The organism is Sandaracinobacter sp. (genome assembly GCF_041909755.1).
GTDB lineage: Bacteria > Pseudomonadota > Alphaproteobacteria > Sphingomonadales > Sphingomonadaceae > Sandaracinobacteroides.
Genome location: NZ_JAYRCW010000073.1, coordinates 1 through 13,081 on the forward strand (window position 1 = coordinate 1; position 13,081 = coordinate 13,081).

Here is a 13,081-nt window from a genome sequence, read left to right on the forward strand (position 1 = left end):
TAGCGCAGGCCGCCTTCAGCGCCGCCCAGTCCGCGCCGCTCATCGCCGGGCGCGCGCCCGATTTCGCACCCGCCGCGCGGATCGCCGCCAGCCGCTCGGCATCCGCAGGATGGGTGCGGGCCCAGCTTCCCACTTCGGCCAGCATCTTCTGCACCCCATCCTCCGGCTCGGCCGCCGCCCCACGCCCCTCCAGCTGCCGCTCGAAGAAGGCGGCCAGCCCCGCCGTGGAAACATCCGCCGCCGCCAGCGCCCTCAGCGCATGGGCATCCGCCTCCCGCTCCGCCTCCCGCGTGGAGGCAAGCGCCAGCCCCACGTCCGCCAGCTCCGCACTCCGCCCACCCACGGATCCCGCCAACAGCGAAACGCCATAATATCGCAGCAGCGCCTGCGTCGGGTGGTGATGCGCCACATGGCCGATCTCATGCGCCAGCACGCCGGCCACCTCGTCAGGGCCGGATGCCTTCTCGATCAGCCCGCGCGTCAGCACGATCTCGCCGCCCGGCCCGGCAAAGGCGTTTGCGAACGGCCAGTCCGCCACCGTCACCCGGATGGGCCGGGGCGCGCCGATCCGCGCCGTCAGCCGGCCCAGCGCCGCGTCGGCAGCCGGGCTTTCGCAGGCCCGCTCGCCCACCAGCTGCGCCACCATGCCCTTGCCCAGCGGTCCGGTCACGCTGTCGGGCACCAGCGGCGCGGCCGCCGCCAGCACCACGCCGCCCCACAGCCACATCATCGCAACCACGGCCGCGGCCCCGCCCACCCCCAAGGCCAGCAGCCGCAGGTCGCGCGGGCGCACGGCGTCCGCGTGCGCCACCCCCTTCAGCCAGTCGCGCGGCAGCGGGGGCTCGGCCACCAGCCGCCAGTCCGGGTTGTCGAAGCGGCCCAGCACCGTGCGCTGCCCGCCTTCGGAAACCAGCCGCAGCTCCGCCCGCGCCAGCAACAGCTCCGCCTCGCCCGCCAGCTGCAGGCCGCCCGCCCAGGGCGTCACCCGCACCAGCCGCCGGGCGGCCGTCTCCCCGTCGAACAGCTGCGCCGGCCGCGCGTCAGATCCCGCCGATGTCGAAGGCGTCGGCAAGCCCGTCTCCCTGCACCGGCGCCTTCAGCACGGATTGGCGGATCTCCTCGGTGTCCAGCTCGCCATACAGCTCCAGATGCTCCATCCAGAAGCGCCACAAGCGGAACCGCAGCAGCAACAGTCCCACGCCCAGCGTCAGCACCACCCAGGCGACATTCCCGGCATAGAATTTCAGCCAGTCCATCGTCGTCGCTGAAAAGCCGAAGCGCAGGCCGCCCACGGCGGTCGCGCCCAGCGCCTCCTGGTGGAAATGCGCGCGATAGCCCAGCATCAGGAAGGTGGAGGCCAGGAAGGCGATCGCCAGATAGCCATAGAATTTCAGCGTCGCGAACCCGACGGACGGGTCCATCGTCGCCCCGGCATCCCCCGCCAGCGCCTTGCCGGCCGCCTCCACCCCTTCGAATCCCATGGCGAACGCCAGGCCGAACGCGATGATGGAGCCGGCATAGGCCGGCCAGAAGCTCTTCGTCAGCGTCCGCCAGTCCACGTCCGCCCGCACCCGCTCCGTCCCGAACATGGCGTCGCCCCACAGCGCATTCCAGCGCCGCGCGTCGGCATAGGGCGTCGCAAAGCCCAGCGTCACCATGTTCAGCAGCGTCATGCGAAAGCTCAGCCAGGCATAGGAAACCCCATTGCCCGTCATCCCCGCGCGGATGCCGCGCCAGCTCGTCCGGCTCAGCATGTAGCGGCGCGCCCGATAAACGGCGAAGCCGAACAGCCAGAACAGGCCCATCACCAGCACCAGCTGCAACAGCCCGGCCGCCCAGGCCAGGCCCATCCCCTGCAGCACGGCCTGCACGATCGAAACCACCGACAGCGGCACCAGCAGCACCGCGAACACCAGCAGCGCGCCCACGAACATCTCGATCCCGCGCCCGCGATATTCCAGCGGATCACCGTCAACCGTCGTATCCGCCCACAGGCGCCGGCGGATCGCCGTCTTCCACCAGAAGCGGTGGATCCCCAATGTCAGGATCGTCAGGATCAGGCGCCCAAGCTGCGCGCCGAAAAACAGCCCCGATTGCCCCTCGAAGCGGACGCGGTCGCCAGCCGGCCGCCCTGCAACGCGTACATCCATATCAGCCCCTTTGATCGGGTCCCCGGCCGGTTGCCCCCGGCTCGAGCCGCCGCCCGAAAGCGGCAGGGGAAAGACTAGGCTGCAACCGCGCGGCTGAAAAGGGGGCGTTCAGTGCCCCCGGCGGAAAAGCGCCCGATCCGCCGCGCCATAGCCGAAGCGCCAGATCAGCCCCGCGAACAGCAGCAGCACGCCGGGGATCACCACCATCATCTCCCACAATTCCGGCAGGCCGCGCGCCGCCGCGCCAAAGGCAAAGGCCGCCGCCCCCGCGCCCAGCAGGCTCCACCTCCACAGGCCCACGGCTGCGCCCAGCGCCCGGCCCAGCACCAGCTGCCGCGCGAGTGCCCCCAGCGCCAGCGCCAGCAGCAGCGCGCCGGCCGCCCCCGCCCCGCCGAAGCGCGGCACCAGCAGCAGGCTCAGCACCGCCTGCACCGCCAGGCTGGCGGCCGCGATCGCCAGGTTCGCCTTGGGCCGGGCATAGATCAGCCCCATCTCGGCCAGGCTGCTGCCCGCCGCCGCCAGTTCCGCCGTCAGCAGCAGCGCCAGCACCAGCGCGCCGGCGGCGAACGCCGGGCCGAACAGCCCCAGCACCCCTTCGCCCGGCAGCCCCAGCGCCAGCACCACCGGCAGCTGGAAGCTCAGCACCCAGAAGCCCACCTGGTTCAGATGCGCCGCCGCCTCCTTCGGCCGCCCCTCCTTCACCGCCTTCGAAAGCATCGGCGCCAGGATCGGGTCAAAGCTCACCCGGATCTTCCCGGCAAGCGACGCCACCTGCTGCGCCACATAATAAAGCCCCACCTCCTGCGGCCCGGCAAAGCGGCCCAGGATGAACAGGTCCAGACGCCGCGTGCCCCAGTCCACAAGGTCCGCGCCCGCCAGCGGCAGGTTGCGCCACGCCATCGCCCCCATGCGCCGGGCAGAGGGCCGCCAGCCGCGCGGCAGGCCGAACTGCCGCGCCGCCGGCCACACAGAGGCGGTCGCCGCCGCCACCAGGCTCAGCGCATAGGCAAGCAGCAGGCCCCAATGCTTCGCCGCCGTGAAGGCCAGCGCCGTCGCCGCAATCGTCAGCACCCAGGGCTCGATCACGGATCGCGCCCGCACCGCCACCTCGATCCGGTGGCGAAAGGCCAGCCCCGCCAGCGACACGTCGGACAGCACGATGGCCGGCACGATCAGCGCAAAGCCGCGCATCCCTGCGCCTGATCCGCCCGGAAACATCAGCGCGGGCGCCAGCCACAGCACCGCGGTTCCCAGCAGCGCCAGCCCCAGCCCCAGCACCCAGCCGTCGGCCAGCGCATGGGTTTCGGGCCGCCCGCCCCGCGCCATCTCCGCCGAAAGCCCGCGCTTCAGCCCCATCGTCGCCAGCGCGGCCACGAACTCCACCACCATCACCGCATAGGCGAACTCGCCCAGCTCCCCCGGCCCATAGAGCCGCGCCGCCAGCACAAGGAATGGAAAGCGCGCCGCCAGCCGCAGCAGGAAGCCCGCGAAATTCGTCCGCCCGCCGCGCGCAAGGCTGGCAGCCGCCGCAGGGGCCGGTTCGGCATCACTCGCCATCGCCGCCCCCTAGACCCCGCCCCCCATATCCGGCAAGAAGCCTGCCGAGGGTTTTGGGGAGTGTGGATTTGCGTGTGAAGCTGAAGCACCTGCTCGCCTGGTGCGGGCCGTGCCTGCCGGTTGCGGCGCTGGGTCTGCCGCTCGTCGTCTATCTGCCGCCGCACTATGCTGGCACGCTGGGCCTTCCGCTGGCAACCGTCGGCCTGCTGTTCGCGCTGGTGCGCATCATCGACATCCCGATCGATCCGCTGCTGGGCGCGCTGATGGATGGCACCCGCACGCGCCTCGGCCAGTTCCGCCCCTGGATGCTGGCGGGCGGCGGGGTGCTGGCGGCCGGCGTGTGGCTGGTGTTCATGGCGCAGCCCGGCGTGTCGGCCGTCTACGCCTTCTTCAGCCTGCTGCTGCTCTATGTCGGCTGGTCGATGATCTATCTGGCGCAGACAGCCTGGGGCGCCCGCCTTTCGCCCGACTATGCCGAACGCGCGCGCATCTTCGGCACCTGGACGGCGGCCAACGCCGTCGCCACGCTGCTGGTGCTGCTGATCCCGCCGCTGATGGCCCGCGCTGATCCCGGCCATGGGTCCACGCCCGGCGTCCACGCGATGGGCTGGTTCGTGCTGGCGCTGATCCCGCTCACGGTGCTGGCCGCCGCCCTGATCGTGCCCGAAGGCGAAGGCGCGGGCGAAGGCCATGGCATCCGCCTCGCCGATGTGCGGCGCGTGCTGGCGGATCGGCGGATGCAGCTGCTGCTGGGGGCCGATCTGCTGCTGTCCGTGGTGCCGGGCATCACCGGCGCGTTGTTCCTGTTCTTCTTCACCACCGTGCGCGACATTCCCGCCGCAACCGCCTCCGCGCTGCTGCTCGGCTATTTCCTGGCCGGGCTGTTCGCCGCGCCGCTGTGGGTGAAGGGCGCGGCCCGCCACGGCAAGCATCGAATGGCGGCGCTCGCAGGGCTGTGGATGGGCGGCGCCCAGGTTGGCATCTGGGCCATCCCGGACGGGGCCGTCACCGTCACCGCCATCGCCTTCGCCCTTGCGGGCGCACCCATTTCCGCGCCTGCCTTCCTGCTCCGCGCAATGCTGGCCGATCTCACCGATGCGCAGGCGCTGGACGCGCGCCGGGCCGGCGCCCCGGCCGCCGAAACCACCGGCCTCAACTTCGCCATCCTCACCGCCACGCAGAAGCTCGGCTATGCGATCCCCGTCGGCCTCACCTATCCGATCCTCGGGCTGGTGGGCTTCGATCCGGCCCCCGGCGCGGCCAACGACGCCTCCGCGCTCGCCGGTCTCACCTTCCTGTTCGTGGTGCCGCCGCTGCTGCTCGGCATCCTTGCCGCCCTTCTCGTCTGGCGCTGGCCGATCACCGCCGAAGCCCATGCCCGGATCCGGGCAGACCTCGACCGGACGGCCCCTTAGGCGGATTTTCCGGCTGCACCCGGTCCCGCCCGGCGCGCTTCGCGCCGTAAAGGGCCGCATCGGCCCGATCCACCAGCCCCTCCACGCTGTCGCCCGCGCGCAGCAGCGCGACGCCCGCGGAAAAGCTCACCCGGCCCAGCACCTGCCCGTCGTCCGCCTTGCGCAGCACCTGTCGCGCCAGGATCGCGCGCGCCGAATCCAGCGCGGCGGCGGCTTCCGCCAGCCCCAGCCCCGGCAGCATCACCAGGAATTCCTCGCCGCCGTGCCGCCCCGCCAGCGCGCCATCGCCAGCGGTCCGCTTGGCATGGGCCTGCAAATGGGTCGCCACGCAGCGCAGCACCTCGTCGCCGATATTGTGGCCCCATCTGTCGTTCATGCGCTTGAAATGGTCGATGTCGGCCAGCCCCACCGCCAGCGGCTGCCCGCCGTCCAGCGCCTCGCGCGTCGCCTTCTTCAGGGCGTCCAGGATGCCGCGCCGGTTGGGCAGCCCGGTCAGCGGGTCGGTCCGCGCCGCCCGCTCGGCCGTGTCCAGCCGCTCCAGCAGCCGCCCGGTTTCCAGCCGGGCCGCCCCGATGTCCCCTTCCAGCCGCCGGTTCGCCGCCATCATCACCGCATTGGCCCGCCGTAACCGCTCCACCATCTGCGCCAGCTCGGTCACGCCGCGCGCCACCGCCAGCGCCTCGTCGCCCGCCGCGATCTCGGCGTCATAGGCCTTCAGTTCCTCATGGCCGCGCTCCAGCCGCCCGGCCAGATGCGTGGCGCTCGCCTGCGTCGCCTCCAGCAGCGCCAGCACCTCGGCCGCCGCGATGTCGCCCAGATGCCGGCGGCGCAGCTCCTTCACACCCTCGGCATCCAGCCCGCCGGCCGTCAGCTGCGCCTCCAGCGCGCGGGACAGCGCCGGGTCCGCGCCCGTCACATGCAGCCAGAACAGCTCATAGGTCTCCGGCTCCGGCGGCAGGCCCGATTCCACGAACAGCCGGCGCACGGCGTCATAGTGCAGCAGCGCCGGATGCCCCATGCCGCCCAGGTCGCGGGGGCTGTCCGCCGCCCGCACCGCTTCCAGCCCGCCCGTCTCTTTCATCCCGGCCCTTTCCTCCCTTGCGTCCATCCGCCCTAACGGCTCGCGGCAATTCCCACTTAAGGCGCGCTTGCCGCTTCGCTCCCCCCGTTCTAGGAGGCTCCCGCATCCGACGGACCGTTCGAACCAAAGGGACCAGACATGACCGCCACCGGCCACGACAGGCTCGCCACCCGCCGCACCCTCACGGTCGACGGGAAGTCCTATGATTATTTCAGCATCGAGGCCGCCTCGGCCCGCATCGGCGACGTGTCGCGCCTGCCCTTCTCGATGAAGGTGCTGCTGGAAAACCTGCTCCGCTTCGAAGATGATTTCACCGTGAAGGTGGCCGATGTGGAGGCCATCGCCGCCTGGCTGAAGAACCCCTCCTCCGATCACGAGATCCAGTATCGCCCAGCGCGCGTGCTGATGCAGGATTTCACCGGCGTCCCCTGCGTCGTCGATCTCGCCGCCATGCGCGATGCGATGACGAAGCTCGGCGGCGACCCGCAGAAGATCAACCCGCTCGTCCCGGTCGATCTCGTCATCGATCACTCGGTGATGGTGGATGAATTCGGCACGCCAAAGGCCTTCGAACAGAATGTGGAGCTGGAATATGCCCGCAACATCGAACGCTATGAATTCCTGCGCTGGGGCTCCTCGGCGCTGCGCAACTTCCGCGTCGTGCCCCCCGGCACCGGCATCTGCCACCAGGTGAACCTCGAATATCTGGCGCAGACGGTCTGGGTCTCCGAAGGCGCAGACGGCCGGCAGATCGCCTATCCGGACACGCTCGTCGGCACCGACAGCCACACCACCATGGTGAACGGCCTTGGCGTGCTGGGCTGGGGCGTGGGCGGGATCGAGGCAGAGGCCGCCATGCTCGGCCAGCCCGTTTCCATGCTGGTGCCCGAAGTCGTCGGCTTCAAGCTGACGGGTACGCTGGCCGAAGGCATGACCGCGACCGATCTCGTGCTCACCGTCACCCAGATGCTGCGCAAGAAGGGCGTCGTCGGCCGCTTCGTCGAATTCTACGGCCCCGGGCTCGACAATCTGTCGCTCGCCGATCGCGCCACCATCGCCAACATGGCCCCGGAATATGGCGCAACCTGCGGCTTCTTCCCCGTCGATACGCAGACGCTGGATTACCTCCGCCTCACCGGCCGCGATGAACATCGCATCGCCCTGGTAGAGGCCTATTCGAAGGCCCAGGGCATGTGGCGCGACGCCGGCACCCCGGACCCCGTCTTCACCGACACGCTGGAACTCGATCTCGGCGCCGTCCTCCCCTCGCTCGCCGGCCCCCGCCGCCCGCAGGACCGGGTGCTGCTGAACCTGGCCGACGAAGCCTTCGAAGCCGAACTGCTGGGCGGCTACGGCAAGTCCGCAAACCCGGACCAGCGCGTCGCCGTCTCGGGCGCCGCCCATGATCTGGGCCATGGCGACGTCGTGATCGCCGCCATCACCAGCTGCACCAACACCTCGAACCCCTCGGTTCTCGTCGCCGCCGGCCTCGTCGCCCGCAAGGCGCGCGCCTTCGGTCTCCAGCGCAAGCCCTGGGTGAAGTCCAGCTTCGCGCCGGGCTCGCAGGTCGTCACCGACTATTTCGACCGGGCCGGCCTCACGGCGGACATGGATGCGCTGGGCTTCAACCTCGTCGGCTATGGCTGCACCACCTGCATCGGCAACTCGGGCCCGCTGCCGGAGCCGATCTCGGAAGCCATCAACGGCAACGACCTCGTCGCCGTCTCCGTGCTGTCGGGCAACCGCAACTTCGAAGGCCGCGTGAGCCCCGACGTGAAGGCGAACTATCTCGCCTCCCCGCCGCTCGTCGTCGCCTATGCGCTGGCGGGCACCATCCGCTCGGACATCACCGAAACCCCGCTCGGCCAGAAGGCCGACGGCACGGACGTGTTCCTGAAGGACATCTGGCCCACCAACGGTGAAGTCGCAGCGCTGGTGCAGCAGGCGGTCACGCCGGAAATGTTCCGCAGCCGCTACGCCGACGTGTTCAAGGGCGACCGCCACTGGCAGGCCATCCGCGTGACGGGCGGGCAGACCTATCAGTGGAACCCCGCCTCCACCTACGTCCAGAACCCGCCCTATTTCGAAGGCATGACGATGACGCCCGCCCCCGTGGCCGACATCGTGAACGCCCGGGCGCTGGCGCTGCTGGGCGATTCCATCACCACCGATCACATCAGCCCGGCCGGCTCCATCAAGGCCGACAGCCCCGGCGGCCGCTACCTGATGGAACGGCAGGTGCCCAAGGCCGAATTCAACAGCTACGGTGCGCGCCGCGGCAACCATGAAGTGATGATGCGCGGCACCTTCGCCAACATCCGCATCCGCAACCGTCTGGCCCCCGGCACCGAGGGCGGCGTCACCACCCACCTTCCCACGGGCGAGGTTGAAGCGATCTACGACGCCGCGATGAAGTACAAGGAAGCGGGCACCCCGCTCATCATCCTCGCCGGCAAGGAATATGGCACCGGTTCCAGCCGCGACTGGGCCGCCAAGGGCACCAACCTGCTGGGCGTCCGCGCCGTGATCGCCGAAAGCTTCGAACGCATCCACCGCTCCAACCTGATCGGCATGGGCGTTCTGGCGCTGCAGTTCGTGAACGGCGAAAGCGCGGAATCGCTGGGCCTGAAGGGCGATGAGACCTTCACCTTCGGCAGCCTGCAGTCGCTGAAGCCGCGCCAGGCGCTGAAGGTCAGCTACACCCGGCCCGACGGCAGCAGCGGCGAGTTCGAGACGCTCTGCCGGATCGATACCGAAAACGAGATCGAATATTTCTACGCCGGCGGCATCCTGCCCTACGTGCTGCGCAAGCTCGCCGCCTGAGAGCCTTCTCCCCTCCCCTTCAGGGGAGGGGGCGGGGGTGGGGGCGGACCACGTCCGAATCCCCACCCGCCCCGCCATGGGCAGAGGTGCGCTGACGCGGGGCTTTCCCCGCGCCCGTCTTTTTTCTAAGGCCCGTTCACGCGCCCGCCAGCCCCGGCGGGCAATGGACCCCACCGATGCCGTTTGCCGCCAGCCTGTCCCGCCCGGATTGGCGCCTGTCCGAAGGCGTCCGACGCCGCGCGGCCGGGCTGACCGCGGTCGCCATCGTCCACCTGGGCCTCGCGCTCCTCCTCCTCAGCCTCGCCCCGCCGACGCTGAAGAAGAAGTTCGTCGACATGGCGATGCTCGCCGTGAACATCCCCTCCGAAACCCCGTCGGAAGAGCCGTCGCCCGAACCCGATCAGGCGCCCCCGCCGCCCGCCGCCGAACAGCCCCGCCCCCGGCCCGAACCTCCGGCCCAGCCGCAGCCCGCACCGCTGCAGCCGCCGCCGCCCCAGCCCACCCCGGAACCGGCCCCGCCGCAGCCCGCGCCCGCGCCGCCGCGCCCGGCCGCGCCGATGGGCCCGCCCAAGCCCGCCTATGGCCCGCCGGATCTTCGCTCCTCCTCCCCCATGGCCAGCCGCTGGGCAGACAGCCGCCGGGTCGATGGCGCGGGCCCCAACGGCGAACCCCTCTATGCCGCCGCCTGGGTGCGCGAGCCCTATGACGACGAACTGAGGGGCTATCTCTCCACCGCGAGGGGCCCGGGCTGGGGCCTCATCGCCTGCCGCACCGCGACCGGCAACCGGGTGGAAGCCTGCATCATCCTGGGCGAAAGCCCCGAAGGCTCGGGTATCGCCCGCGCCGTCCAGGCCGCCGCCTGGCAGTTCAAGGTGCATCCCCCGCGCATCGGCGGCCGGCCCCAGATCGGGGAATGGGTGCGAATCCGCATCGATTATGGCATCCGCCAGAACCGCTATGATCAATGATCCCCTCTCCCTCGTGATCGAGGTTGTCGGCTGGGCCGGCGCAATCCTGATCCTCGCCGCCTATGCGCTCGTCAGCATGGGCAGGCTTCAGCCGCGATCCCACGCCTTCCAGTGGATGAACCTGCTGGGGGCGGCCGGGTTCGTCGTCAATTCCGGCTTCCACGGCGCCTGGCCCAGCACCATCCTCAACATCATCTGGATCGGAATCGCCGCCGCCACGATCTGGCGGCTCGCCCCGCGCGGCTGATCAGTCCGTCAGCGCCGCCGCGATCACGGCGCCGATCCAGCCGGGCTCGCAGATGGCGTCGATCCGCGCCGGGGCCGCGCCCAGCCCCTTCAGCCCCAGCCGCAGCAGGCCGCGAACCAGCGCCACGGCCCCGTCGGACCTCGGCCGGTCCAGCAGGATCTGCCCCATCACCGCCTGGCAGCAGGCCAGCCAGAACAGCACCGCTTCCGGCTCGTCCGGGGCGCTAATCGATCCAGCCGCCCGCGCCGCCGCCAGGTCAGCCCGCAAGCCCGCGTTCACCGGGTGCGTCGCCAGCGCGCTGCCGGATGTGGCGCGCACCAGCGCGGCTGCCCGGCGCGGCCGTGCCATGGCATAGGCGGCCGCCGCCACCATCCCGCCCGCCAGCCGCCGCAGCGGGTCCGCCGCGCCGCCGTTCACCGCCGACACCAGCGCTTCCAGATCGCGCCGGATCGTCGTGGAAACGGCCTCCGCGAACGCGGGCTTGTCCGCGAAATGGTTGAAGAAGCTGCCCTTCCCCACGCCCGCCGCCGCCACCAATTCGTCGATCGGAATGGCGTCGATCGGCCGGTCCGCCAGCAGGTCGATCCCGGCCGCCCGCAGCGCGGCGCGCGTCCGCTGGGCCCTGGGGCTGGCATTTGGGGCGGCTGGCATGGCGCTGTTCCTAGCACAGTTGACCATTCGGTCAACATTGAGTAGTTGACCAAACAGTCAACGTATCCGGCGAGTCGCCGGCCGCCTGGGGAGGCACGAGAAATGGCCGTGATCCGCATCGAGGACATCGCGCATGTCCGCTATTCCGCGCCCGATCTCGCGGAGATGCGGCGCTTCCTCACCGAATTCGGTCTGGATTGCTTCGAAGCGGGCGGCCGCCTTTATGGCCGGGGCAGCGATGGCCGGCCTTTCCTGCATGTCACCGAACAGGGCGAACCCGGCTTCCGCGCACTCGGCCTGCGCGCCGAAACGACGGATGATCTGGAACGGCTCGCCGCCAGCGAAGGCCTCGCCACCCGCCCGATCGACGAACCCGGCGGCGGCCGCATCCTCACGCTCACCGATCCGGATGGCTTCCGCGTGGAGGTCGTCGCCGGGCAGGCAAACGCCGCTCCTGCCGATCTCCCGCCCGATCCGCCGCGCAACAGCGTCGCGGCCCGGCTGCGCCACCGCCAGTTCGTCCGCCTGTCCCCGGCCCCCGCGCATGTCCGCCGCATCGGCCACGCCGTCCTCAACGTCTCGGATTTCCGCACCTCGGAACGCTGGTACAAGGATCGCTTCGGCTTCCTCACCTCCGACGAGGTGGAGGCCGCACCCGATGTGCCGCTGGGCGCCTTCATGCGCTGCGATCGCGGCAGCCGCCCGGCGGATCATCACACGCTGTTCCTCGCGCAGCTGCCGCAGAAGCGGGATATCCTGCACGCCGCCTTCGAAGTCGCCAACCTCGACGACCTGATGCTGGGCCACCAGCATCTGAAGGCGGCGAAACGCACACCGGCCTGGGGCGTGGGCCGCCACATCATGGGCAGCCAGATCTTCGATTACTGGAAGGACCCCTGGGGCCATGAGCTCGAACACTGGACAGACGGCGACCTGCTGACAGCCGATGATCCGCCGCAGAAGCAGCCGATGACGGCGCTGCTCGCCGTCCAGTGGGGCAGCCCACACCCGATGTTCGCCGGCAAGGCCCCGCCACCGCCCGGCCTCGTCGCCGCGATCACCGCTGCCACCCTGCGCGTGAAGCGCCTGTTCCGCCGCCAGCCCGAAAGTGCCCGTCCATGAAACTCGCCAGCTATCGCACGCCCGCCGGGCCGGTCCGCACCGTCATCGTCACCGCAGACGGCGCCGGCTATGTCGAAACCGGCCTCGACGGCAGCATGATCGACCTGATCGCCGGCTGGGACCGGCTGAAACCCCAGCTGATCGCGCGCGCCGCCACCCGGCCGGCGGAGCCGCTGGACCGGTCGCGCCTCTGCGCGCCCGTCCTCAGGCCCGGCAAGATCTTCGCCATCGGGCTCAACTATGCCGATCATATCGCCGAATCGAAACTCGGCACGCCCGAGCGGCAGGTCTGGTTCACCAAGGCGCAGACCAGCGTGAACGGCCCGCATGATCCCATCCTCATCACCCGCAACACCTTCACCAACGATTATGAGGTGGAACTGGTCGCCGTCATCGGCCGTACGGCGCGTCATGTGTCGGCAGCAGACGCCCCGGCCCATGTGTTCGGCTATTGCGTGGGCAACGACGTCACCGAACGCATGTGGCAGCATGCCGGCCCGCAATGGTCGCTGGGCAAAAGCTTCGACACCCACGCCCCGATGGGCCCCTGGCTCACCACGGCCGACGAAGTGGCCGATCCGCACGCACTGGGCATCCGCTGCTTCGTGAACGGGGAAAAGCGGCAGGATTCGAACACGTCGCACCTCGTCTTCAACCTGTGGCAGCAGATCGAGCATCTGTCCGCCGCGATGACGCTGGAGCCGGGCGACATCCTGTTCACCGGCACCCCCGGCGGCATCGGCGCGGCGATGGATCCGCGCCGCTTCCTCGCCCCCGGCGATGTGGTCCGCTGCGAGATCGACCAGCTCGGCCATATCGAAGGCATGATGCAGGCGGAGGGCTGACACATGACCGCAGACAGCTGTGACGTCCTCATCGTCGGCGGCGGCCCCGTCGGCGTCACGCTGGCGATCCTCCTCGCCCGGCGCGGCATCGATGTGCTGGTGGCCGAAAAGGAACCCGGCATCTATCCCCTGCCCCGCGCCGCCCACCTCGATCACGAGGCGATCCGCATCCTGCAGGAAGCGGGCGTCGCGGACGAGGTGATGGCGGGCTGCCGCAGCACC

General features: G+C 70.5%; 12 protein-coding genes. 7 read left to right on the forward strand and 5 right to left on the reverse strand.

Annotated features, from left to right (window positions below):
• The 3 genes from ACE3O8_RS10125 to ACE3O8_RS10135 all read right to left on the reverse strand — a co-directional run.
• Nucleotides 1-1,072: M48 family metallopeptidase (locus tag ACE3O8_RS10125; RefSeq protein ID WP_374389365.1), on the reverse strand; the 1,072-nt coding region annotated here is incomplete at its 3' end.
• Complete coding sequence (locus ACE3O8_RS10130) at nucleotides 1,041-2,150, reverse strand: DUF898 family protein (protein WP_374389367.1); 1,110 nt, start codon at nucleotides 2,148-2,150, stop codon at nucleotides 1,041-1,043. The genes ACE3O8_RS10130 and ACE3O8_RS10125, both read right to left, overlap by 32 nt.
• Nucleotides 2,151-2,258: 108 nt before the next feature.
• Nucleotides 2,259-3,707: a lipopolysaccharide biosynthesis protein gene (locus ACE3O8_RS10135; protein ID WP_374389369.1), complete on the reverse strand. Its 1,449-nt coding sequence runs from the start codon at nucleotides 3,705-3,707 to the stop codon at nucleotides 2,259-2,261.
• Between the two features lie 62 nt (nucleotides 3,708-3,769).
• Here ACE3O8_RS10135 and ACE3O8_RS10140 point away from each other — a divergent pair, with 62 nt between their 5' ends.
• Nucleotides 3,770-5,122 (forward strand): MFS transporter, encoded by a 1,353-nt coding sequence (locus ACE3O8_RS10140; protein ID WP_374389371.1) that lies wholly within the window; start codon nucleotides 3,770-3,772, stop codon nucleotides 5,120-5,122.
• On the opposite strand, the gene ACE3O8_RS10145 is transcribed toward ACE3O8_RS10140, so the two are convergent.
• Nucleotides 5,067-6,203, reverse strand: a complete 1,137-nt coding sequence (locus tag ACE3O8_RS10145; RefSeq protein ID WP_374389373.1) for a diguanylate cyclase domain-containing protein — start codon at nucleotides 6,201-6,203, stop codon at nucleotides 5,067-5,069. The two genes, ACE3O8_RS10140 and ACE3O8_RS10145, sit on opposite strands and share 56 nt — an antisense overlap.
• Before the next feature lie 138 nt (nucleotides 6,204-6,341).
• Between ACE3O8_RS10145 and acnA the strand changes: the two genes are divergently transcribed.
• The 3 genes from acnA to ACE3O8_RS10160 all read left to right on the forward strand — a co-directional run bounded on the left by acnA (nucleotide 6,342) and on the right by ACE3O8_RS10160 (nucleotide 10,241).
• Entirely contained in the window at nucleotides 6,342-9,026 is a 2,685-nt protein-coding gene (gene acnA / locus ACE3O8_RS10150) for an aconitate hydratase AcnA (RefSeq protein ID WP_374389375.1), read from the forward strand.
• Nucleotides 9,027-9,202: 176 nt separating this feature from the next.
• The gene (locus tag ACE3O8_RS10155) at nucleotides 9,203-9,994 is read left to right on the forward strand and encodes a hypothetical protein (protein ID WP_374389377.1); all 792 of its coding nucleotides are present in this window, start codon (nucleotides 9,203-9,205) and stop codon (nucleotides 9,992-9,994) included.
• Entirely contained in the window at nucleotides 9,984-10,241 is a 258-nt protein-coding gene (locus tag ACE3O8_RS10160; RefSeq protein ID WP_374389379.1) for a hypothetical protein, read from the forward strand. The genes ACE3O8_RS10155 and ACE3O8_RS10160 overlap by 11 nt, the downstream gene beginning before the upstream one ends.
• Here ACE3O8_RS10160 and ACE3O8_RS10165 read toward each other — a convergent pair whose 3' ends face one another.
• Nucleotides 10,242-10,892, reverse strand: a complete 651-nt coding sequence (locus ACE3O8_RS10165) for a TetR/AcrR family transcriptional regulator (protein WP_374389381.1) — start codon at nucleotides 10,890-10,892, stop codon at nucleotides 10,242-10,244.
• A gap of 102 nt (nucleotides 10,893-10,994) precedes the next feature.
• Between ACE3O8_RS10165 and ACE3O8_RS10170 the strand changes: the two genes are divergently transcribed.
• From ACE3O8_RS10170 to ACE3O8_RS10180, 3 genes are all read left to right on the forward strand, one after another.
• Entirely contained in the window at nucleotides 10,995-12,014 is a 1,020-nt protein-coding gene (locus ACE3O8_RS10170) for a VOC family protein (protein ID WP_374389383.1), read from the forward strand.
• Complete coding sequence (locus tag ACE3O8_RS10175; protein ID WP_374389385.1) at nucleotides 12,011-12,859, forward strand: fumarylacetoacetate hydrolase family protein; 849 nt, start codon at nucleotides 12,011-12,013, stop codon at nucleotides 12,857-12,859. The genes ACE3O8_RS10170 and ACE3O8_RS10175 overlap by 4 nt, the downstream gene beginning before the upstream one ends.
• Before the next feature lie 3 nt (nucleotides 12,860-12,862).
• Nucleotides 12,863-13,081 (forward strand): FAD-dependent oxidoreductase (locus ACE3O8_RS10180; protein ID WP_374389387.1); only part of this gene is annotated, 219 nt, incomplete at its 3' end.